The organism is Shewanella sp. 10B (genome assembly GCF_023475885.1).
In the GTDB taxonomy this organism is placed as follows: Bacteria; Pseudomonadota; Gammaproteobacteria; order Enterobacterales; family Shewanellaceae; genus Shewanella; species Shewanella mangrovisoli.
In genome coordinates, this window is the sequence record NZ_JAMDJO010000001.1 from 1,282,464 (window position 1) to 1,305,909 (window position 23,446).

The 23,446-nt window shown below is 49.3% G+C and carries 20 protein-coding genes and 1 riboswitch; of the genes, 9 read left to right on the plus strand and 11 right to left on the minus strand.

Annotated features, from left to right (window positions below; genetic code table 11):
• Positions 1 to 20 precede the first annotated feature (20 nt).
• The 8 genes from cmoA (at position 21) to M0415_RS05495 (ending at position 9,382) form a co-directional block, all read left to right on the plus strand.
• The gene (gene cmoA, locus M0415_RS05460; RefSeq protein WP_011622667.1) at positions 21 to 752 is read left to right on the plus strand and encodes a carboxy-S-adenosyl-L-methionine synthase CmoA; all 732 of its coding nucleotides are present in this window, start codon (positions 21 to 23) and stop codon (positions 750 to 752) included.
• Entirely contained in the window at positions 749 to 1,741 is a 993-nt protein-coding gene (gene cmoB, locus M0415_RS05465) for a tRNA 5-methoxyuridine(34)/uridine 5-oxyacetic acid(34) synthase CmoB (RefSeq protein ID WP_011622666.1), read from the plus strand. The genes cmoA and cmoB overlap by 4 nt, the downstream gene beginning before the upstream one ends.
• 83 nt (positions 1,742 to 1,824) lie before the next feature.
• The gene (locus M0415_RS05470) at positions 1,825 to 2,652 is read left to right on the plus strand and encodes an ATP-dependent zinc protease family protein (RefSeq protein ID WP_249555133.1); all 828 of its coding nucleotides are present in this window, start codon (positions 1,825 to 1,827) and stop codon (positions 2,650 to 2,652) included.
• A 174-nt stretch (positions 2,653 to 2,826) separates the two neighbouring features.
• The gene (locus M0415_RS05475; protein WP_249555131.1) at positions 2,827 to 4,335 is read left to right on the plus strand and encodes a UUP1 family membrane protein; all 1,509 of its coding nucleotides are present in this window, start codon (positions 2,827 to 2,829) and stop codon (positions 4,333 to 4,335) included.
• Positions 4,335 to 5,279: an alpha-L-glutamate ligase-like protein gene (locus tag M0415_RS05480; RefSeq protein ID WP_133182382.1), complete on the plus strand. Its 945-nt coding sequence runs from the start codon at positions 4,335 to 4,337 to the stop codon at positions 5,277 to 5,279. Before M0415_RS05475 ends, M0415_RS05480 begins: the two co-directional genes overlap by 1 nt.
• A complete protein-coding gene (locus M0415_RS05485) occupies positions 5,254 to 7,179 on the plus strand; it encodes a M3 family metallopeptidase (RefSeq protein ID WP_249555129.1) in 1,926 nt (641 codons plus the stop codon). The genes M0415_RS05480 and M0415_RS05485 overlap by 26 nt, the downstream gene beginning before the upstream one ends.
• Complete coding sequence (locus tag M0415_RS05490) at positions 7,106 to 8,305, plus strand: DUF3541 domain-containing protein (RefSeq protein WP_249555127.1); 1,200 nt, start codon at positions 7,106 to 7,108, stop codon at positions 8,303 to 8,305. The genes M0415_RS05485 and M0415_RS05490 overlap by 74 nt, the downstream gene beginning before the upstream one ends.
• A 174-nt stretch (positions 8,306 to 8,479) precedes the next feature.
• On the plus strand, positions 8,480 to 9,382 hold the full coding sequence (locus tag M0415_RS05495; RefSeq protein WP_249555125.1) for a LysR family transcriptional regulator: 903 nt from the start codon (positions 8,480 to 8,482) through the stop codon (positions 9,380 to 9,382).
• A gap of 179 nt (positions 9,383 to 9,561) precedes the next feature.
• Here the strand turns inward: M0415_RS05495 and M0415_RS05500 are convergent, their stop codons facing one another.
• From M0415_RS05500 to M0415_RS05540, 9 genes are all read right to left on the minus strand, one after another.
• Positions 9,562 to 11,784: a putative metalloprotease CJM1_0395 family protein gene (locus M0415_RS05500; RefSeq protein WP_502957118.1), complete on the minus strand. Its 2,223-nt coding sequence runs from the start codon at positions 11,782 to 11,784 to the stop codon at positions 9,562 to 9,564.
• Positions 11,785 to 11,786: 2 nt separating this feature from the next.
• The gene (locus M0415_RS05505; protein ID WP_011716940.1) at positions 11,787 to 12,050 is read right to left on the minus strand and encodes a hypothetical protein; all 264 of its coding nucleotides are present in this window, start codon (positions 12,048 to 12,050) and stop codon (positions 11,787 to 11,789) included.
• Between the two features lie 111 nt (positions 12,051 to 12,161).
• Positions 12,162 to 13,277, minus strand: a complete 1,116-nt coding sequence (thiH, locus tag M0415_RS05510; RefSeq protein WP_249555121.1) for a 2-iminoacetate synthase ThiH — start codon at positions 13,275 to 13,277, stop codon at positions 12,162 to 12,164.
• Positions 13,278 to 13,279: 2 nt separating this feature from the next.
• Positions 13,280 to 14,038, minus strand: a complete 759-nt coding sequence (locus M0415_RS05515; protein ID WP_011716938.1) for a thiazole synthase — start codon at positions 14,036 to 14,038, stop codon at positions 13,280 to 13,282.
• 1 nt (position 14,039) lies between these two features.
• The gene (gene thiS / locus M0415_RS05520; RefSeq protein ID WP_011716937.1) at positions 14,040 to 14,243 is read right to left on the minus strand and encodes a sulfur carrier protein ThiS; all 204 of its coding nucleotides are present in this window, start codon (positions 14,241 to 14,243) and stop codon (positions 14,040 to 14,042) included.
• Positions 14,240 to 15,250: a HesA/MoeB/ThiF family protein gene (locus tag M0415_RS05525; protein ID WP_249555117.1), complete on the minus strand. Its 1,011-nt coding sequence runs from the start codon at positions 15,248 to 15,250 to the stop codon at positions 14,240 to 14,242. Before M0415_RS05525 ends, thiS begins: the two co-directional genes overlap by 4 nt.
• Positions 15,247 to 16,929 (minus strand): thiamine phosphate synthase, encoded by a 1,683-nt coding sequence (thiE, locus tag M0415_RS05530; protein WP_249555115.1) that lies wholly within the window; start codon positions 16,927 to 16,929, stop codon positions 15,247 to 15,249. The genes M0415_RS05525 and thiE overlap by 4 nt, the downstream gene beginning before the upstream one ends.
• 2 nt (positions 16,930 to 16,931) lie before the next feature.
• On the minus strand, positions 16,932 to 19,103 hold the full coding sequence (thiC, locus tag M0415_RS05535) for a phosphomethylpyrimidine synthase ThiC (protein WP_249555113.1): 2,172 nt from the start codon (positions 19,101 to 19,103) through the stop codon (positions 16,932 to 16,934).
• Positions 19,104 to 19,262: 159 nt separating this feature from the next.
• A riboswitch (TPP riboswitch) is annotated at positions 19,263 to 19,361 on the minus strand.
• Between the two features lie 175 nt (positions 19,362 to 19,536).
• Positions 19,537 to 20,739 (minus strand): hypothetical protein, encoded by a 1,203-nt coding sequence (locus M0415_RS05540; RefSeq protein WP_249555111.1) that lies wholly within the window; start codon positions 20,737 to 20,739, stop codon positions 19,537 to 19,539.
• A gap of 276 nt (positions 20,740 to 21,015) precedes the next feature.
• Between M0415_RS05540 and trhA the strand changes: the two genes are divergently transcribed.
• Positions 21,016 to 21,699 (plus strand): PAQR family membrane homeostasis protein TrhA, encoded by a 684-nt coding sequence (gene trhA / locus M0415_RS05545; protein WP_249555109.1) that lies wholly within the window; start codon positions 21,016 to 21,018, stop codon positions 21,697 to 21,699.
• Positions 21,700 to 21,805: 106 nt separating this feature from the next.
• On the opposite strand, the gene M0415_RS05550 is transcribed toward trhA, so the two are convergent.
• A complete protein-coding gene (locus M0415_RS05550; protein WP_249555107.1) occupies positions 21,806 to 22,336 on the minus strand; it encodes an NUDIX hydrolase in 531 nt (176 codons plus the stop codon).
• A 114-nt stretch (positions 22,337 to 22,450) separates the two neighbouring features.
• Complete coding sequence (locus tag M0415_RS05555) at positions 22,451 to 23,275, minus strand: tRNA (adenine(22)-N(1))-methyltransferase (protein ID WP_249555105.1); 825 nt, start codon at positions 23,273 to 23,275, stop codon at positions 22,451 to 22,453.
• Positions 23,276 to 23,446 lie beyond the last annotated feature (171 nt).

The window sequence follows — 23,446 nt, forward strand, 5'->3', positions numbered from 1 at the left end:
AATTTTCGAGATATTCCCAGATGAACGCTTCCCAAGATACTATCTACGCTCAAGCGAGCGAACACATTAGCGATTTCCAGTTTGATAATCGTGTCGCGGGTGTCTTTAGTGACATGATCCGCCGCTCGGTGCCTGGCTATACGCAAATTATCAATACTATTGGCGATTTTGCGGATCGTTTCGTCAAGCCGAATACCCAAGTCTATGATTTAGGCTGCTCTTTAGGCGCAGCGACCTTAAGCATTCGCCGTCAAATCCAGGGCCGCGATTGCCGCATTATCGCCGTGGACAATAGCGAATCCATGGTGACGCGCTGCCAAGAAAACCTCAATGCCTATGTGAGTGATACTGAGGTTGAGCTGATCTGCGGCGATATTCGTGATATTCACATCGAAAACGCTTCTTTAGTCGTGCTTAACTTTACCCTGCAATTTTTACCGCCAGAGGACAGAGAAGCGCTGATCGCGAAGATTTATCACGGTTTGAATCCCGGCGGCCTGTTAGTGCTGTCGGAAAAAATTCGCTTCGATGATGCGCCTATTCAAAGTGTGCTCGAAGAGCTGCACTTAGACTTTAAACGCGCCAATGGCTACAGCGAGCTCGAAATCAGTCAAAAGCGCAGCGCGCTCGAAAACGTGATGAAGCCCGATACCTTAACTCTCCACCAGCAACGTTTGACTCGCCAAGGGTTTAGCCACTTTAGCTTGTGGTTCCAATGTTTTAATTTCTCTTCCATGGTGGCCATCAAGTGATCAGTTTCAGCTCCTTTTACCAACAAATTGCCGATTCCAATTTGCAGCATTGGCTCGAGACTTTGCCAGCTATTCTCGGCAAATGGCAAAGAGAACATAAACACGGCAACTTACCCAAGTGGGAAAAAGTGCTCAATAAGCTGCACTATCCTGCCCCAGATCGCGTTGACTTTGTCAGCAGCGTCACCGTCGGCACTGGCGAGCAACTTACGCCCGGCGAAAAGGAAAAGCTAGAGAACCTACTGCGCCTGTTTATGCCTTGGCGCAAAGGCCCTTTCCATATCCACGGCATTCATATCGATACCGAATGGCGCAGCGATTGGAAGTGGGATCGCGTGAGCCCGCATATTTCTCCTTTGCAAAACCGCACAGTGCTCGATGTCGGCTGTGGCAGCGGTTATCACATGTGGCGCATGCTTGGCGCGGGCGCTAAACGCGTGGTGGGCATCGACCCTTCACCGTTGTTTTTGTGCCAATTTGAAGCCGTTAAGCGCCTAAGTGGTGAAAATCACCCGGTGCACTTATTGCCGCTAGGCATTGAAGAGCTGCCACCACTGGATGCATTCGATACGGTTTTCTCCATGGGCGTCTTGTATCACAGACGTTCGCCAATTGATCACTTGTTACAATTACGTGATCAGTTACGTATGGGTGGGGAATTAGTGTTAGAGACTTTAGTAATAGATGGTGATGAAAACGCCGTACTCGTCCCTCAAGATAGATATGGGAAAATGAATAATGTATGGTTTATTCCATCCGTCGCGGCCCTGATGCTCTGGCTAAAGAAGTGTGATTTCACAGACATACGTTGTGTCGACACCGATGTCACCGCCCTAGCCGAACAGCGCCGAACCGATTGGATGCCGAATGAGTCACTGGTTGAATATCTTGACCCTAACGATATCACTAAGACTATCGAGGGTTACCCCGCGCCGAAACGCGCAACGATTATTGCGGTGAAAAATCAACCCAATCAAGATTTGACCTAACGAGTTAACTCCAGTGGCCTAATACGCTTATGCCTAGGTAAACCCTGGGCATAAAACCCGTTTTAACGCCAATAGGAAGTACTATGCTAAAGCAGTTGATCGCTATCGCCGTTGCCAGCAGCTTAATGGGATGCGCAGCGACAGAACCGACCGCCCACGCCCCCAAACCACTCGATACTGATACCTTTAATACCCGTCTTAATCAGCAGCAAGATCAATTAGTGGCTGCGATTAATCAGCAATGCCAGCCTGCGGATTTAACCTCGCTTGCGACACTCAACAGCCAAGTCGAGCAGCTCAGTCTGCAAATTAATCACTTAAATCAAGCGGCGAAAAACCTCACTGCGCAAAAGCAAGCCGCGGTGGTGACGCCTGCGCCGAGCCAATGCCCCAAAACTGCCCTTGGGGATAAGTTTTTACTCGGTGAAATCGAAAATGTGTTTATCGATGAACTCAATGCCAGCTTTGCCACACGCATTGATACTGGGGCAGAGTCTTCCTCCATCGATGCCCGTAATATTACCCTGTTTGAGCGCGATGGCGCCCAATGGGTGCGCTTCGATGTGTATACCCAAGGGGAAAAACAGCCCGCGACAAATTTCGAATCTAAGGTCGTGCGTTTTGTACGGATCAAGCAGGATGCGAATGAAAAGGACGATCGCCGCCCCGTGATCCACGCACACCTTAAGATTGGCCAATATTCAGCAGAGACTGATCTTAACCTCACCGACCGTAGTCACCTCGACTATCCCTTATTGCTCGGGCGTAAATTTATCAAAGATATCGCCGTAGTCGATGTCGGCCTGCGCTATGTGCACGGTAAAGCTAAACAGCCCAAAGCCACACCTAAACAACCCGCTCCTGAACAACCTAAAGCAGAGTCAGCTATCGTCTCCAGCGGCAAAAAATAATAACCGCTTGTGCTTATTGGTCTGTCAGCTTGAGCCAAAGCAGCTCAATCTGACGCAGCCTGACGTAGCTGATACCCGTCACGCGTGGATCTAACGCGTGACGTCGAGTTCGAACCGCCAATGCCAGGGGTAATCCCACGCTTTTCGGCCATTGGCGCAACATGGGAAACACGTATGCATTCACGTAAACCTTTTTACATTTTGGTGGCATTACTTTTTATTGTCGGTTTAAGCGCCAGCATCTACCGCGGCGTTAAGCATCAGGTGCCTTTTCTCCCCGGCGAGCAAGTGCAAAGCTGGGCGGTAGACGCCAAGATAAGCTTCGATGGCACAGGGGATGCGGCCGAAGTGTCCTTCTCTTTACCACAGGATCCCGCCTATGAAGTCTTGGTCGAGAACGCCAGCTCCCCAGGCTTTGGGCTGTCACTGAGTGATGATAAGGACGCGCGCCGTGCCAATTGGTCGATTCGCGAGGCCTATGGCAGCCAAGATCTCTATTATAAAGTGACCCTAGTGCCGACGGGCGTGACCCAAATCCACAGCGACGATATCCCAAGTCAACCAGAGCCTTACCTCTGGCCTGCGACCGAGAAGACCGCCGCGGAGCAAGTGATAAGCGAAACTTGGGCGCACAGCGCATCGAACTTGTCCTTCGCCCAGCAATTGATGAATGCAATCACGGCCACTAAGCGCAGCCAAAATATGGAGCTGCTACTGTCGAGCCAAACCGCGACGCAAGTGTTTTTGCATATGCTGCAAACCAAGGGCATTCCCGCCCGTGAAGTCAGCGGACTCTACCTCGAAGATCAGCGCCGCCGTCAATCCCTGTCACCCTTCGTGGAAGTGTTCCATAACGGCGAGTGGGTGTTATTCGATTTAGTTAAAGGCAAGCAAGGCCGACCAGATAACTTACTGCTGTGGGAACGTTCGGGCCATTCCGTGCTCGATGTGATGGGGGGCGTGAACTCGCAGGTGCATTTCTCGATGTTGCAAGATACTCGCTCGGCATTAGCGACATCCATCGATATGATGATGAATAACAATGCCTTGGATTTTTCACTCTACCAATTACCGCTAGAAGAACAGAGTCTATTCAAGGGCATTTTATTGATCCCTATCGGGGTGCTGATGGTGGTGTTTTTACGGGTGATCATTGGGGTGAAAACCTCGGGCACCTTTATGCCAGTCCTTATCGCCCTCGCCTTTATTCAAACCAGTTTAGTCACGGGCTTAGTCGGCTTCTTACTGATCGTGGCCTGCGGCCTAATGATCCGTTCTTATTTATCCCAATTAAATCTGTTGCTGATCTCGCGAATATCGGCGGTGATCATCGTCGTTATCGGCATTATCGGTGTCTTTACCTTACTGTCTTATAAATTCGGTTTAAGCGAAGGACTGACGATTACCTTCTTCCCGATGATTATTTTGGCGTGGACCATCGAACGTATGTCTATCCTGTGGGAAGAAGAAGGCCCGAAAGAAGTGATAGTGCAAGGCGGTGGTAGCCTAATGGTCGCCACCCTCGCCTACTTAGCCATGAGCGCCAGTTGGGTACAACACTGGGTATTTAACTTCCTTGGGATCCATTTAGTGATCTTGGCCTTAGTCCTATTAATGGGCCAATACACAGGTTATCGCCTACTGGAACTCAAACGCTTTAAACCACTCGCGGGGGACGCCTAATGAATATTGCCTGGCCATGGGAGCTTCGCGCGCGCGGCGTACTCAATATGAATAAGCGCAATATCGATTACATTGGTCGCTATAATCCGCGCAAATTTTATAAGCGAGTGGACGATAAGTTGCTGACGAAACAGTTAGCACTGGCCAATGATATTGCCGTGCCCGATTTAATCGCCGTTGTGCGCGAGCAGCACGAAATCGTGCATATTCCCGAGCGCGTGAAAGGCCGCACAGGGTTTGTGATCAAGCCCGCCAAGGGCTCTGGTGGTAAAGGGATTTTAGTGATCACCCATATCGAACAGGGGCGTTACTATAAACCCAGCGGACACGAGGTCAGCCCATCGGAATTGGATAGACACGTCTCCAATATCCTCAGCGGCTTATTCTCCCTTGGCGGCAAACCCGATGTGGCGATTGTCGAGGGGCTGATTGAATTCGATCCCGTGTTTGACGGTTACAGCCATGAGGGCGTGCCCGATATCCGCTTGATTGTCTTTAAAGGGTTTCCGGTAATGGGTATGCTCAGGCTCTCCACCGCCGCCTCCGATGGCAAGGCCAATTTGCACCAAGGCGCCGTGGGTGTGGGCGTTGACATTGCCACGGGAAAAGGGTTACATGCTGTGCAATTTGATGCTCCAATTGAGTTTCATCCAGACACAGGCAAAAAGCTCACCGATATCGTCGTCCCCCACTGGGACAGCTTGCTGCATACCGCATCAAGCGCCTTTGAGATGTGTGAGATGGGTTACTTAGGCACGGATATGGTGCTTGATCAGACTAAAGGCCCGCTGTTATTGGAACTCAATGCACGCCCGGGACTGGCGATCCAGATTGCAAATGGAAAAGGCATTTTGCCTAGACTTAAGCATGTCGAAGCCATGTCATCCCATTCAATGACAGTTGCAGAACGTGTAGCCTATGCAAAAATCCATTTTAACGGCTAGCCTGCTTGGCTGGTGTTTATCCTCCCTCGGTGCAGCCCATGCTGCGCCAAGTCCCGTGCCGCTGCTGGTTGAGCAGTGTTTGCGCCAACCCAATATCGATTTGGCTGGCGCCTTCACCAGTTACGCCAGTACCCACCAGCTCCAAAGCTTAACACTGGCGGATAAGGCCCTAGTGTTAGAGCAGCAAACCATTGGGCTGAATAATGTCAACGACAGACTCACCTACTACCGAGGTTTGCCGCTGTCGGGGGATGAGCGCCAAGGTTTACTACAGTGTCAGTTGCGCTTGGCCGACACTCTGAGCCACTTACTAAACCAAGCTGAATTTAGCCAACTGGCGTTTGAGCTGACGCAAGCAGCTATAGAAAATCATAATGCAGCAAATCAGGAACAGGTGTTGCTCGGTGAGCAATTAACGGCTTTGTTGCGCCAGCATTTATCCATTATGGATAAAGCTAAGCTCCACACGGCGCAGGCCAGCATTCGCCAAGGCTTAGGCAATCAGCAGTTTCAACTGGATATTCAAGCGGATAAATGCCAGCTTACGAATGAAGGAGCAGAAGTTAATACTGCCAATAACGAGGAAGAAACATCGGATAAGGATGCGCAGCAGCCAAGCTCTCGCTTCTCAGGCACTATCGCGAGTTATCTGTTAAAGCAACCCGATGCCGAATGCCGTCAAACCCTATGGCAAGCCTATCAAGGTCGAGCTAGGGAGCATAATCAAGTCGCTTTACACCGTATTGCCGAGCTGCGTCAACGCCTCGCCAATGACGCAGGTTTTAGCGACTACGCCAGTTACAGCCTCAAGGATCAGCTACTCAATACCCCTGAGTTAGTTAAAGCGTTTCTCGACAGCCAAACCGAAGCGATTCAAGTTGCCCCTTGGGATCTTGGCCGTACCTTATCGCAATTACCCAGTGCACAAACCACCGCCCTCAATACCCGAGAGCTACTCGACAAGGCCTTAACAACCTTAGGCGAGTTTGGTTTACGTTTTGAGGTCATTGGTGAGCATCTCGATTCAACAGCCACTCAAACGACACTTTCTCAAACGGCACTCGCACAAGCGCAGCAACAGATCCTCCGCGTTTATCATCAGGATAGATTATTGGGAGAAGTATATCTGGCTTTAGGCGCTCATGATAAAGTGAACAAACTTGGGAATGCCAGTCAACACACCCTCAGGCAAAGTGTGATTGGGCAGCAATTTGGTCAACAGGCGCTCGAGCTGCCCGTAACACTTAATGATTTCAAAGATATTGAACGCTTTACCCAAGCCCTCGCCGATGCGATGACCTCGCTGGCACGCGGCAGTCATTTTTACCTAAACAACACCTTAGGCCCGACGCTCGATACCAATCAATTACCGAGTCTTTGGCTCGCTAAGGTGTTACGCCAAGCGCTATTTCCCCAATTTGATACCCAATATATTCAACCGAGGGAAATGCTCGCAAGCGCCTATGCGACGCAGCTTAAAGTCTTTCGCGCTAAGGTGGCACTTAACTTTTACCAGTCCTTAAACCAGCAAAGCTATTCGGATTTACCTGCTGAATTTAGCAAAAGCTTTCGTGCGAACTGGGCACAAGCGATTGATTACCCATATAGTTTCAATGCTATCGCAAACGAAGGCCCCCGCTATTATCAATCCCTGTGGCAAGCCAAACTCGCGACGCTTGTCCATCAATCCACCCAAGACTGCCAAGATAAACTTGGGCTTTTTAATCTCCTCGTGGTCAATGAGACCGCACTCACCTTGAGCGAGCAACTGCGCGCCATACTTGGCGACCCCGTGGATGCCGCTGAGCTTATCCAAAGGATTATCCATGTCTCAGGATCTGAAAATCACCCACACACCACAACCGAAACACAAACTCTCGCTGCCCATTGCGCTTTTTAGCGGTTTAGCCTTATTTACCGCACAGAGTGCTTTCGCCAATTCGCAAAGCACGCTCCGAAGTCACACCGGGCTTGCGAACTCACAAAACGTTCTCAAGTCAAACACCACGGATAAAACCGAATTAAGCCAAAGCGACGTTGCGCAGCTTATTCAACACAACCTTGAAACCCATCTCTATACACTCCCGCCTCGGGTGCAGGGCCATTATGGGATCCGCCTCTATCGCCTGACGGGCGATGAGCAATATGCCAACGCCGCATTAGTCGATCTTTATGCGGTAACCGAAGCTCAAGCGTTTTATGCCTGCCAAATGGATAACCCTGAGTTTGTACGTCAAGCCTCAGAGAACGCCATCGCAGAACTGGGCAATGGTCCCAGAGCCAAGGCCCGTAAAAAAGCCCTCGCCCCCTTTCCTGAATTTTTATTTTATTCCGATGTATTACTGCGATTCGCCAGTCGAATCGATGAGTTAGGCTTTACAGGTCCATGTCATAGTCAAATGATCCAAGCCCTCAAAAAGGCCGACCTACGCCAAGGTTTGACCGATCCCGCGATGATTAAAGCCTGGGCAGCGCAGCTGATTAACTATGTGTATTGGGCCAAACAATTGGGGGTTGGAGATTATCTAGAGGACTATAAAACAGCGTTTACTCAGGTTTACCCCGACGCGCAGGATGCCACACTCAGCAAAGCGCAGTTTCGCAATAAGCTCTACGGCATGACGCATTTTATCTTTGCCGCGAGTGAATATTATCAGCATCGGGTTGATACCACTGAATTTGCATGGATTTTGGATTACTTTGACGCCAACATTGAGCGGATTTTACAGGATGCGACCGATGATATTATTGCCGAAGTCGGAATTAGTTTTCTGCTAGCAGGCAAAACTGACCATCCTATCGTGGCTCAAACTCGGGCTTATATTGCCAATTCGTTTGATGCCGACAGCCAAATTATCCCCTCACCCAAGGGCAATCCTGACTTAGCCCTTGGCGAGCATCGCAATGTGCTTGCGATAATGTTGCTTAATTGGCCAGAAACCCTCTATCCCGGTCCCTATCTTAACGAACTTAACGCGACGAAAAAGTATTTACCTATGGGCGTGACACCTAAGGTTATCGATTAATCCATTACCCATAAAGCTTACTGATCAGAGGTTGTCACGCCACAGCATTGCGACGCGATAACCTCTTTTTCAATTAACACGATAATAGTATTGAAAAAACGATCATAGCTCGCCACTATAAGCCTCAATCTATCGCTTTTTTAGAAACCTGTCGTTTTCGACATGAGGACAACCATGACTCGCGCGAAATCTACCCTTGAGCAATGGCGTATTTTACAGGCTGTCGTCGATTATGGCGGCTACGCGCAGGCGGCGGAGAAGCTCAACAAGAGCCAATCCTCACTCAATCATGCGGTGGCAAAGTTGCAACACCAGCTCGGCATAGAGCTACTCGAAGTTCGAGGCCGCAAAGCTTACCTCACACCACAGGGCGAAGTATTATTGCGTCGTTCGCGCCATGTGACTCAAGCGGTCAATGAGTTAGAACAACTTGCCAGTAACCTCGAGCAAGGTTGGGAGCCCACACTCACCATTGCCCGCGAAATCGTCTATCCGATGGAAAGTCTAGTGTGCGCGTTAAGTGACTTTTTGCCCCACAGCCGCGGCACTCGGATCATAATGTTGGACTCAGTCATCACAGGCACTCAAGAATTAATCCTTCAAAATAAGGTCGATATTGCCATTTGCGCCGGAATTCCACCGAAGGGCTATTTATCCGAGCCCCTGTGTGAGCAGGAGCTGCATCTGGTTTGCCACCCGAGCCACCCCTTGGCTGAAATGGGTACCTTAGACGATGACAAGCTACTGGCGCAGCACCTGCAACTGGTGATCAAAGACACGGGCCTGCAACCCAATGTGGATATTGGTTGGTTAAAGGCCGAGCAGCGCTGGACAGTATCGAACTTCCATGAGGCGAAAGTCATTTTACATCAGGGCATTGGTTTCTGTTGGATCCCATCTTTCCTAATTCAAGAAGAATTAGCCGCAGGCAAACTGGTACGTTTACATCTCCAAGGCAGCCAGAAGCGACGGATTATGTTAAGCCTTGTGATCCCAAATCGTGACCAACAGGGCCCCGCCTCAAAACTGCTGGCCTCTTATCTCCTCAAACATCATGGTGTGAGTACAAGCGAGTAACGACGCTCACCTTCTTCCACCGTCTGCGCCAAAACCAACTCTTGGCTAGCAGGGAATCACTATGGGTTTATCTTTAATGGCGACTGAACTTGCCAAACAAAGCAGGCTTAAGTGATTAGTCTTTATGGCCAAACGCTAGTTAGTTAGTTAAGATTTGAGGATATATCGAGAATAAGAGGCTAGACATTCACATCTAAGAAGCGCGGACGGTGCAGTGCTAAGGTTTGAGGGTTGAACAGGCCGCGCGTATTTTGGCGGCTTGAAGACTCAATCGCTAATCCATTGGAAATAATGCTATTCCCCTCATCGCTACGCGAATGAGTGGTTAGTGCCGAATCATCTATTCGATCAAGTGAGACATCATCCGAACCCGATTGATTAACTTCAGTACTTCCCCTGCTCGCCAACGTTGCCACGGCGACCGAGCCATAGAAGCGCACCGCATTACTGCCGCTTGTTGTGTTGCTAGATGTACCCCTATTGTCACGGGAAGACGCGAGCCGCTGCGTAGCAACCTCTGCCGCTTCATCCTTATTTGATACAGCGCCAATCGCTAAGGTCGCCGTTGGCGGCTCAATGGTCTCTGTCGTATCAACTTCAGTGTTACTTGCAGTATCTGAGGTATTGCTTGATGCCACCTGAGCCGCAATGGCTTGCTTAATCTTATCAATCACTTCTGTCACAGGTGCCGATGGTTCATCTTGGGGCGCAGTGATATTGCCATTAGCATCAATCTTGCCCGTGACTTGAATTTGCCGCTCCTTAAGCGGTGGTAAACCGTCAATCTGTGCCTCTGCGCCAATCAGCGTTTCTGTTGTCGGTTGATCAACAATCTGCTGCTGACGTTCCTCAGCAAGTTTAGCCTTGGCCTCATTCATTTTCTGTAGCGCTTCTGCGGCAACACGAATATCGGCCGAAGAGGGATCAACGGGTGCCATCGCCGCCGCATAGACTTGCTTCATCTTATTGATGGTCGCCAGCGGATCGCCAGGTACTATCGACACATCGATTTGCACCTCACCGTCAGTCGCATAACGCTGACCATCGGCACCTTTTTCATACTTGAAACTGGGGCTTTGAGCATATTGACCGCCCACACTCGCATGGGCATGCTCATGAGCTTTGACTTCTGTGTCTCGGGATTTTAATGCGTCAACTTGGGCTTTTTGCTGCTCAATAGCCTTTTCCTGAGCCTGTTTAACTTGCTCCTTCGCTAAATCTTGCTGACGAGTTTGCTCGTCCTGTGCCTGCTGAGCTTGCTTACTTTGGTCAGCTTTGGCAAAAACCTCGGCTAACGCTTGCTGCTTTTGCTCCTGCTCCTGCACCGCCTGTGTCCTTGCCTGCTTGGCTTGTTCATCTCGCGCATTTTGAGCCTGAATTTGTTCCGTTTGAGTCTGCTGCTGTTGCGTTTGAGCATTTGGGGTTATTCCAGCACCTACTTGGCCACTTTCCCCCGAGGGTTCATTAAAAACACGGCTTAACTGCTCACTTACACCGCTTGATTGATTGCTCTCTTGAAGCGCGTTTGGATTAAAAGAAGCTGAAGCGCTGGAATCTGACGCTTTGCCAATCGCATCGACGCCTACGAATTCAGTCGTAAAAGGAGTAACTACAGCACTTGAGGCATTTGGCAATATGCCATTTGACTCTGTTGGGCCAATATTCGTACCGACTGGCGTAGATGTAGAAAAAATATTGGCTAACCCCAGGCTCGCAGAAACAACACTGCCGTCAGGTGTGGCAATTGTGGCCGCAAGACTTGGAGCCGGAGGAGCAAAAGGCGTAATGGCATCACTTGTAGTGCTAAAACCGACATCAGATGCAGTTAAGGTTGACACTGATGGCTGAGTGTCTACGGTAGCAATTTGTCCCTCCCTCATTCCGCCAATGGAGCGGGGGCCGGTAAGTAAGCTGAAACTACTACTGCTTGATGCTAGTAGGCTTGTATCTAACGGAGCCGAATGTGGCTGATTGGATTGTAGTGCTTGTGAAGGCGGCTTATTCGAATGTAACTGTTTTGAATTCAGCTGCGCCGTGGCGTTTCCACCGAGTGCGGTGAAAGCCTTCTGAACAGGAGCTATATCAACATGAGATGAAATCGGAGCACTAGCAGGTTTAACGTCCGTCAATAACGCGGGCGTTGTCCTACTCATGGGCACAGCTTGGTTCATCGCAGCCCCAAGACTGCTTAATGATGGTGCAAGTGCCCCACTCGCTTCGAATTTTGGTGTATTCAGGTTAACGGTTGAAGCGGAGAGCGTTGCGACCGCCTGACCATTTCCTCCTTGATAAGTCTGTCCGCTTTGAGGTTTTCCCCCTTTTGACGGTTCAATAGACTTATCTGCACCTAAAAACGAAGTGGATGGCGCGCCAATTTGTGATGACAGCGCCATAACCGACATAACTATACCTTGATGTTGATTATCGAACCTATTGCTTCAGATTCACGTTCAAGCACCTCAGTCGATGCCTCTCCTTGTCGCAATGATTCATTTGCCGACAGTAATGCTGAGGTTTTATCGGGTTCATCTACCGCTTTAGCGGTTTCTGTGGGCGCAGCACTTTGCGAAGGGCTAGGTTTAGCCACATCAATCGTTGCCTGCGTTAACCCTGATTGGGCCGTTTGCAAGCCTTGCAGACCGGAAGCATAAGCAGATTGGATTTGCATAGAGTTTTCCTGCATCTGGTGATAACTGGGTTAATTATTAATCAAACCTCAGGCAAAGTACAGGTTTATCCCCCGCCATAAAGGCATTTTAAAATCACTTTTAGTCCCCTATTAACGCGCAATCCAAGCCGATTCCCAATCCTTGAAAACCGGATTAAATCCCCTGAGTCGCATCTGAGTCATGACCTGCTCAACAGTACGTTCATCGCTTATCTCAAACTGATCTAATTGGCTCTCTGGCGCCTGATAACCGCCTGGCTGTGTCGAGCTCCCCGCACTCATCTGTGTTATCCCAAGCGGCAGTAAATTGTCCCGAAGCGATGGCGCCTCGCGTGTCGATAAACTGATATCAAGTTGCTGATTAAAAAGCCTGAAGGCACAGATCATCTGCACCAGTCCAAGATCGGTTAAATGCACTTTTGGTGTTATACCGCCGGTACAAGGCCGCAAACGTGGTAACGAAATACTAAAACGAGTACGCCAGTAATTCCGTTCTAAATAGTCCAGATGATGGCCCATCAGTAAAGCATCGAGCCGCCAGTCATCTAAACCTAGTAGCACACCTAGGCCTATCTTATCGACACCCGCACTAGCAACGCGGTCGGGCGTTGCGAGCCGATATGCAAAGTCCTGTTTATTGCCTCGGGTATGATGCTTGGCATAGGTCGCCGCTTGATAGGTTTCTTGATACACCATCACAGCATCCAGCCCTAGCTCGACAAGCTGACGATAATCAACCTCTTCAAGCGGCTGAACCTCCATGGCCATATAACTAAACTGCTGTTTTACAATGGGTAACACGCGCTTAAAGTAATCCATCCCCACTTTGGTGTCATGCTCTCCCGACACCAGCAAGATGGAGTCAAAACCACGGGATTTGATAATCGCCATTTCAGCCGCAATTTCCTGCTCATTGAGCACTTTGCGCTTTAGCTTATTGCTCATGCTAAAGCCGCAATAGTCGCACTCATTGGCACACAGGTTCGACAGGTATAAGGGCAGATAGAGTCCGATATTGGCCCCAAAGCGTTGCCGAGTGAGCGCCGCCGAGCGCTGCGCCATCTCTTCGATATAGGGCTCGGCCGCTGGAGACAACAAGGCAAGTAAACTCTGTAGATTGCCCTCGGGTTGCATCAGGGCGCGCTCAACCTCCACTGCCGTGCAGGAATATAACGCCAGCAATAACTTATCCCGTTCAATACGGGCAAATTGGTCGACAAAACTCATTGCTACAAGAACCCCGTTAGTGGACTGGTATGTACAGCCTGGGTTTGCACTCGGCCAAGCCCCGCTTCAAAGGCGCGGCGCCCACAATCCACCGCGTCCTTAAAGCACTGCGCCATTTCAATGGGAGAAGCACTGCTCGCGATGGCGGTATTAACCAGCACGGCATCGGCTCCCAGCTCCATCGCGTGGGCCGCATGGGAGGGCGTGCCAATTCCCGCATCAATCACCACGGGCACTTTTGCCTGCTCAATAATCATCTTGATAAAAGGCTCAGTCACCAGCCCCTGATTCGTCCCAATTGGGCTTGCCAATGGCATTACGGCGGCGCAGCCAACCTCTTCTAAGCGTCGGCACAGCACAGGATCGGCATGCACGTAGGGCATCACAATAAACCCGCGTTCACACAGGGTTTTGGCCGCGGCTAATGTCTCGACCGCATCGGGCATTAGGTATTTAGGATCGGGATGAATTTCAAGTTTAACCCATTGTGTTCCCAACATTTCCCGCGCTAATTCGGCGGCAAATATCGCTTCCTTAGCATTACGCGCACCCGAGGTATTAGGCAAGAGTCGCACGCCCGCTTGCCTTAGTGGCGATAGCAAATCATCAGCCCCTGTTTTTAAATCAATTCTTTTCATCGCAACTGTCACCAATTGCGATTTAGACGCCTTAATTGACTCCAGCATCAGCTGACTTGAGCTGAACTTACCCGTGCCCGTAAATAATCGTGACTCAAATTCCACACCCGCAATCGTTAACATCTTAACCTCCGGCGACAACGGCAAATACATCTATCTTATCCTCATGATGACAAAGGATAGATGACCATCTATGTTTGGGTACAACGGCCTCGTTAAGCACTAAGGCAACCGAGTGTTGGCAAATATTCTGTGCTTCTAACAGGGCTTGTAAACTCAGCGGTTGTTGAAGTATCTGGGGCACATTATTGAGATGAATTAAAATCATAACAAACCTCGATTAGGGACAGATTTGAATGAAACGGCTGTAGTTGAATGGTGGGTGTTAGCATTAGCCCTTTCTTCGCTCTTGCTTGGTTCGCATGGCATTAATTCACTCGACTTTAATAAATTCGGCTTTAATGAACTCGGTTTTAATCCGCACACTTCGCACTCGGGATCACGGGTTAATGCGGCCGAATGCCATTGCAGCAACTTGGCATCGAAGCGCCAAAATCTTCCAAGTAGCGCTCTCGTGGAGGCTATTGGTTGGCTTGCCTCTTCGAAAGTCTGATTGGCTGTTTGCTTTGTTGCAGAGGTTGACGGCGTGGCTAGGAGCAACAATTGCATTGCTAGCAGCGCCTGCATCGATGCCATTACGCCGACACTGGGGCCAAGTACACCTTGGCTGCTACAGTTTTGTGGCGCGCGAGTATCTGAGGGGAAAATACAGTGATAACAGCCTCCCTGAGGGAAACGCTGCTGATCAACGGCAAACAATTGGCCGTTGAAAGCGGCAATTGATGCGCTCACCAGAGGTAAGGCATGCTCAATACACAGCCGATTGATACAATGGCGCGCCGCAAGATTATCTGTACAATCAAGTACTAACCTAGCTTCTTTGCCATGGGCTAACAGATTCGAAAATACCGCGTTCGCAGACTCAATAGTCAGATGCTCAGCAACGGCATCAATCTCACAATCTTGCGCCAACACAGCCAATTTCTGTTTAGCAATTAAGGCTTTGTGATGACCAATATCGTCGTCACTAAAGAGTAATTGCCTTGGCAGATTGGATAATTCCACCCTATCGCTGTCGACAAGCGTTAAGCGTCCTACACCGGCGCAGGCTAAATACTGCGCCGCCAATTGCCCAAGGCCTCCGAGGCCTACGATAAGCACATGAGCCTGTTTAAGCTGCAACTGGCCAGCCTCGCCGACCTCGGGTAAAAATATTTGCCGCGAATAACGAATAAAGTCTTTATCGGCAAGGGATTGCGCCTGCGTCATGCTCATAGGCGTGACTCCCAGGCTCGCGTCAATTCGGCAAAGGCCATTACTGGATCATTCGCCTCGCTAATCGCCCGCACCACGGCAATATTGCTCACCCCAGTCGCTTTGGCTTGGGCAAGATTCGAAGGCCCTATGCCACCAATTGCCACTAAGGGGTAGTGTGCATTTAACAGCTCGACATAATGAGAGAGTTTGAATAATCCCTGCGGCGCCGATGGCATTTGCTTGGTGGTCGTAGGGAAGATATGCCCAAGGGCGATGTAAGATGGCGCATATTGATGGGCACGCAGCAACTCGAAATAACCGTGGCTCGAGATGCCAAGCGCCAATCCCGCGGTATGAATGGCGTTAAGATCCGCCACCGCCAGATCTTCTTGGCCAAGATGGACCCCAAATGCGCCATGCTTTATCGCTAACTGCCAATGATCATTGATAAAAAGCTGCGCATCATAGTGTTTACCTAAGGCAATCGCAGTTTGGATTTGTGCCTCAAGCGTCTCTGTCGTTAGCGCACACGACTTTATCCTGAGCTGTACCGTCTTCACCCCCGCTGCTAATAATTGTTCGAGTAACTGTAAGTTATCGACAACGGGATAAATCCCTAAGTCAGGATCAAGGCGCTTAAACGCGCCGCATTGCAAATCACTGGATTCACTCAAGCTATTTTTAGGGTAAGAAGTGACGTAAGGATACGCCGTTAAGCTGTGCGGCCAAGCGGTACGCGCGAGTGGCCCAGGACCTTGGCCAATCCCCTTGGCACAACTTAAGCCTTGATTAACATAGGCTTTTGCTACCACCACCGCATCCTGCAATACAAAGCCAAAGGCTAACACCGAGGCGATGGCTGAAGACAGAGTACAACCACTGCCGTGGTTATGGCGCGTATTTATCCGCGCGCTGCTGAGCCAAAAACCACCATTAGCGTCAAGCGGTGAGCAGCCAGTAACCTGATGACAAATCAGCAGATCTTCCGCCATACGCTGATTATCTTTGGCACTGCGATGAGTTGTGATATCGCTTTGTTGGTCGCTTAAGCTATCCCTTGTATTAATGCCTACACTTGCCTGAGCCGCAAAGTCAATATCGCCGCCCTTGGCTAATACGCTGCAGTCTAATTGCTCAGAGAGTTGCATTGCCGCTGCGGCGAACGCGGCTTTTGTGTGTATTGGTGACACTTGTTTGTCTGTGGCGACAGTAAGCCTTGCCAACTCCTGCACATTCGGCGTTATCAGGCTAATCAAGCCCTTAAAGGGCGTAAAATCCAGTGGCTGGCTCGCCGTGCTCTTATCCCCAAGTTCATCCCCACAGCTTGCGACCATTACAGGGTCAAGAATAACGGGGACGAGTGGAAACTGGGTTTTAAAACCAGTCAACCAATCGGCAACTAAGTGCAGTTGCTGCTGATTCGCGAGTAAGCCAATTTTAATCGCCTGAGGCGGTAGATCGACTAACAGGGTCGAGAGCTGTGTGAGTAGCATTGCCTCACTCACAGGCTCAACTAAATCCACCGCCACCGAACTTTGGGCCGTTAAGGTGGTGATCACGCTGCATCCATGGCCGCCCAAATCCTTGATGGTGGCTAAGTCCGCTTGGATCCCCGCGCCGCCACCGCTGTCCGACCCCGCAATGGTCCAGACGATAGGTTGAGGCGCTAAGTGGCTAACATGTTTAGCAGGGGTCATTATCAAACCTCCGCAACCTGTGCTGTGGGTTGGAGCTCACTCCCGTCCTGATGCTTGGCCGATTCATTGGCAGTATTAGCTGTATTGGCTGCATTAGCATCGCCCAGCGGCAGATACAGTTTGGCGCAAGAGGCCGCAAACTCGGCCGATTTTTGCGCCATGGCCGCCGCTAATTCATCTTGGGTTTTGACAGTGATCTGCTGGATTGCTTCTTTGCTAGCTTGCCCTTGTGGAGCAGAGTTAATCAATGCAAGCCCTTCAGCGCTCTCAACATTCTGGCTTGACGAAGCCACTGACAACGTACCCGCCGCTAAACTTGCCGCATAGTCGCGCACATCTTGGGTGATCTTCATCGAGCAGAACTTAGGGCCACACATAGAGCAAAAATGCGCAACCTTGGCCGACTCCTGTGGCAGGGATTCATCGTGGTAGGCACGCGCGGTATCAGGGTCGAGTCCCAAGTTATATTGGTCTTCCCAACGGAATTCAAAGCGCGCCTTAGATAACGCATTGTCGCGGATCTGCGCGCCTGGGTGGCCTTTAGCAATATCGGCCGCATGTGCGGCAATCTTGTAGGCAATCAGCCCTTGTTTGACGTCCTGCTTATTAGGTAAACCTAAGTGTTCTTTTGGCGTCACATAGCAGAGCATGGCGCAGCCATACCATGCGATCATCGCCGCGCCTATCCCAGAGGTGAAATGATCGTAACCGGGTGCAATATCGGTAATTTGTGGACCTAAGGTATAAAATGGCGCCTCGGCGCAGTGGATAAGCTGCTTATCCATATTCTCCTTGATAAGCTGCATCGGGATATGCCCAGGCCCTTCGATAATGGTCTGCACATCGAATTCCCAGGCGATTTTGACCAGCTCGCCTAAGGTCTCAAGCTCGGCAAACTGCGCCTCATCATTGGCATCGGCAATGGAGCCAGGACGCATACCATCGCCTAATGACAGCGACACATCGTAGGCAACACACAGCTCACAAATCTCACGGAAATGGGTATAGAGGAAGTTTTCTTGATGATGGCTCAAGCACCATTTGGCCATAATCGAGCCGCCGCGGGACACAATCCCAGTCACCCGTTTGGCAGTCATGGGCACATAGCGCAATAACACGCCCGCATGGATGGTAAAGTAATCGACGCCCTGCTCCGCTTGCTCAATCAAGGTATCGCGAAATACTTCCCAGGTCAGGTGCTCGGCCACACCATTTACTTTTTCCAGCGCTTGATAAATCGGCACTGTGCCAATCGGCACTGGCGAGTTACGGATAATCCATTCGCGGGTTTCATGGATATACCGCCCCGTGGACAAGTCCATCACAGTGTCCGCCCCCCAACGGGTTGACCAGACTAATTTTTCGACTTCCTCCTCGATGGAGGACGTAACCGCCGAGTTGCCGATATTGGCATTCACTTTCACCAAAAAGTTACGGCCAATAATCATGGGCTCGGCTTCAGGGTGATTGATATTTAAAGGAATAATGGCGCGACCACGGGCAATTTCATCGCGGACAAACTCTGGGGTAATCGATTTACCGATTACGGCACCAAAGGATTCACCTTGGCCGCGGCGGTTTAAGATTTCATCTTGCACCTCGGCGAGCGCCATATTTTCCCGAATCGCCACATACTCCATTTCAGGGGTAATAATCCCTTGGCGGGCATAGTGTAATTGGCTCACGCGTTTACCCGGTAAGGCACGGCGAGGACGAACAATTGCACTTGAGCCGGCTTCAAATCGTAGATGATCGAGCCCATCATCCTTCAGGCGTTGCTGGGTAAAATCTGATGTCGCACAATCGAGCACTTCGGTATCTTGGCGCTCGATAATCCAAGGTAATCTGAGCTTGGCTAAGCCTTGGCGCACGTTAATTTGCGCAGCTGGATCGGAATAAGGTCCTGCGCAGTCGTACACCGGAATGGGAGGATTTTTCTCGACTATGGGCGCAGTTGTTGTGCCGCCAATCCGCGTATCGGTTTGCAGAATTTGCCGCATCCCTACACGGAGATCCTCACGGCTTCCCTGCAAATACAGCTTTTGCGAATTAGGATGTTGTAATGGTTTAAGAGTATCGATAAAGGCTTGCGCCTGGGCGCGCGCCGCACGGCGGCTCGTTTGCCCTTGGGTGTTCACGGCAATCGATTCTGAGGACAATTCTAAACTGGACATAAGCAATCTCACTTTAACAAATAAAAATGGGGTTGCTTGTCTGGAGACTTGAGTGTTGAAGCTGAGCCTTGCAAACCCTAAGTGGATTTGCGGACTCAATAACGACTAAATCGATGGGTTGATGCAGGGCGAAAAGGTTGCCGCTGAGACGATTTAATGGATGTTATTATGCTTGTTTCCTTCGCAGGTTTTAACCTGATCAGGTTCAACGGATCCCGAATAAACGGTCTCAGCCAAGAGGCACTCCGACAAGATGGGCAAAAGTATAGGCAGAAGCGCCGCGAACAAACAAGCGTAATTTCAAGGTAAAAATCAAATTACCAATCAAAAATTAAGAACAAATAACCTATTGTATAAAAACAAATTTAATTTTAAAAAACTTTATAATTCACAATAAATGTCATTTTGAGTGAAAATTTATCATCATTATTTTTTAGCCTTTTGGCCGCTTTACCATCATTTTATCCAGTTGCGCCTTAATGGCATCGTCAATTTCTTGATTCATTTTCTTGCCACTGCAATTGAAGGGGAAACCTAAATTCTCAGCATAGGGATTAATTTGGGTACCGACTTTAACGACTCGATAGCAGGTATCCCCTTTACGGACAATTCGATTAGGATCCAGTTCTAAATCTAAACTGGTGGGGCCGCTAAAATCATCGGCATTGGGCACAATCAACACCTCCATCTCGGGGCTTATTTCAGACATAGTCGACTGTTTAGAGTAATGATTTGCCTGCTCGAGCACTAAATCATCTAAGGCTTGCTCACGCTGACGTTCAAAATAACGCTGGGTAAATAAACCGACACTGCCAGCCGCACCGCTGCTTTGCTCACCAGTATCTGACAGTTGAGTACTTGCCGCTTGAGCCGAGCTTGATTGGACTTCTGCCTTTTGAGGCTTAATAGCTTCTTTTGCACTCTGCTGGGCTTGACCCTGTGTTGGAGTCTTTGAAACTGCTCTATTCGACGCTTGGGCGCTGACTTCAAGAGGTTTTGCAATCTGCTCTGTAGTTTTTGGCGCCAACTTTTCCGTGGGTTTTGGTATCACTTTTGCGGCTGGTTCAACATCCACTGTCAGCTGCGTAGTGTTAGGCGGCGAAGTGATCGGCTCACTAGAAACGGTAGGTTCTTCAACGGAGTAATCTTGAGGCGGATCCGCTGGAGCGGTTTGCGTTGGCGGCGCATAAATAAAATACGCCTTTAACGCCTTGGTTGTAGTCCGTGTGTTGGCTGAAGATTCGGTAAACGACAGCCCTAAGTGTTCCGACTGGGTTCGCCATAAAAAAATTAATAACAACAGCAGTAAGCCATGGCCAAAGATGACCCAAAACAATGGCTTAAGATTGAAATACTGCGACCACTCTCGCCCTCTTATTTTTGAAGATGTTTGGAATATGCTATCGATGTCTTTTCGGTTAGCCTCATGTAAATTAAGGCTTATATCGCTCCCCAAAGGTTCTGCATGAGCGTTAAAAGGCTTAGCGTTCAAATCTGTCGCGCCTTGGGCTGTAGCGCTGAAAGACGTTGCACAAAAAGGCATAACGGAAAATGGTGCGGTCTCGTCGTTTGTCACGCGGCCGTACGCATCAAAACTAAGATCATCTTCTGGGGTAATATTCGAACGAACAGGCAAAATCCATCCCTTAGTACTTAATGGACAAAGTACTTAACAAATCCATGACATCTACGGGAGATTAGAGAAAGTGCAACGCACAAAGTTCCAAGGCGTTGACATTAATCAGTCGTAAACAGGCACCATAATGTTGTACAACTAGATAAGAGCTCGCCTCAGTCCCAGTTGAGGATGTTACCCTTAAAACAAATTAGCTTACACGTGTAAGCTAATTATGGCTTTCCAATTTATCAACTGATAGACTCAGTCATTATCGCCATCGAGTGGATCAACAGCATGCCAAGCCAGAGTTTGATAGAGCCGCAAATGAGTCATGAAAAACCATTGAATATCAGTGGCTATAGCCTTAGTGAGGAGATAGCCAATAGCATCAGCCATGGCCTAGGGGTGATCGCGGGTCTGGTCGGCTTAGTGTTTATGATCCTCAAGGGCGCCGACCACCTCACAAATATTCAGCTCACAGGTGTTATTATTTATGGCGCAAGCCTTATCCTGTTGTTTTTAAGTTCTACCCTGTATCACAGCGTAACGCATGTAGGCTGGAAACATAAACTCAAGATTGCCGATCACTGTGCCATCTACTGCTTAATTGCAGGCACTTATACACCCCTGATGTTAATCAGCCTGCAAGGACAGCTTTCAACCATTATCCTTACGGCGATTTGGTCCTTGGCAATTGGTGGGATTTTATTTAAGACCTTGTTTATTCATCGCTTTAAAAAAATGAGCCTAGTGCTCTATTTAGTGATGGGTTGGCTGTGTGTGACTGTGATGGGCGATTTGACGGCGGCGATGTCACCGCTAGGATTTAAGCTTCTGCTATTGGGCGGATTGTTTTACACCTTAGGGGTGGTCTTCTATGTCGGTAAACGCATCCCATACAATCACGCGATTTGGCATTTATTTGTATTGGCGGGCGCGATGAGCCATTTCATTTGTATATATTTAACCGTGATCTAGCACTAAAGCAGTCTTCACAAGAGATCCTCATAAGCCATCCTCAGGATGGCTTTTTGATGGCTGCGCGTTAAACCACTGTGCAATAACGCCATCAAGCTAACTTTATCTACAGCAACTCTTCAACGATTCGTTTGAGCAGAAAGGTTTCCCGGTCAATGGATTGCCCTTTATTGGCAAACGTTCGCTGAATTTCTTGATTATGGGCAATCGCTTGGTGAATATTGATCCACCCTGGGCGCATGCCATTTTTTATCTCATGGGCTTCTAGTCTTGGCTCACCTAAGCCGCGCTCACCAAGGCTCGTATCGATTTCGCACAGGTAACAGTAAGAGTCCATATGTACAACATTTGCGCCCTCACGAAACCAGGAACGATATTCCTCATAACGACCAAAGGGCGCTATCACTTTGGCGGTAATCGCGCCGGTTTCTTCCTGCAACTCGCGGATAAGTCCAACTTCAAGGCTCTCGCCCTTATCTACCCCACCACCAGGCAAACCGTAATCACGATATTTTTGGGTATAGAGCAGCAAAATATCTTCCCCCGATAGCACAATGGCACGGGCGGCTTGGCGATAAAAAATCTTCGCCTGTTTAAGATTGAGATTGGCAGCTTGGGTGGACTTCAATAAACGCATAATAAAACTCAAGATTAACGGCCTAATAGCATAAACCAACTCGATGGATTTACAGAGTAAAACCGTTTCAACGCCAAGGCTAAGTACTCAATGACCACATGTTGACCTATGAGGTTAACAATTCAGTTGCTGCAAAATGTGTTGATAGGCCGCCACAATTTGCGACTTGTTGGGCATGCGATGCTCAGGAATACGCTGATAATGGCCTATGGTTTGGTCAAGATAACGCTTGGCTTGGTTGGTTTTATCCGCATTTAGCCCTTGCCACATGATTGAGCCCGTCGCACTTAAGGGCACAGCTTGATTTGTTTTTGAGCTGGTATTCGTTTTTGAGCAGGCATTGGCCTGAGTTAAATGCAGTATTTCGTAGAAACGTTGGTTTTCTTCGAGTAAATATTCATCTTTAAGTTTTAAGCCCAATTCCGACAACGCGCTGCGCACATGGTAATTATGATGCACGGGACACAAAATAAATTCGAGCTGGCCCCCGCCTTGACTAAGGTTATGATTACCCGAATCATTTCCACTCTGAGTATCATGTTGAGTTTGCTGGTTTATAACAATACTGCGCACCAATTCAACCAGCAACTCACCGCCCACACCCGCAATAATCACTAAGTGCTTGGCTTGTTTGCCGTATTGCGCCAGTGGCAAGGCCGCCACATCGAGGCAATGCACTTGCCATTCACTCTGGGTATTGGCCTGTTGCTCAGCGTTTTGAGTGTTAGAGATAAACGGCTGGGGGAAAAACCTTGCTAACTCAAGGCTAAGTTGCTGCATCAAGGGCGCGACACAATCGACAAAATGCACCTTAAGTGCGGCATTTCTTTGCAGTAACAACATGCCGAGTAAACCATGATCGCAGCAGCAGTCCCAGATATGATCGTATCCAGGGCCCACCATTCGATTGATCTGCTGTAATCGCTGACTGATTTTCACCGCTCACTCCAAAACCCGTTGATATCACAGCCTATATCGGCTTAAGCGCCTTAAACACCTAAAGCCCTTTAAACACAATAAGAAAGCCAAGAAGCCGCGCATTCTACCCGAGTCAGCGGTTAAAACCCATCTCTTTACGCCTTACTATCCACCTGCCGCCTAACCGCTCAC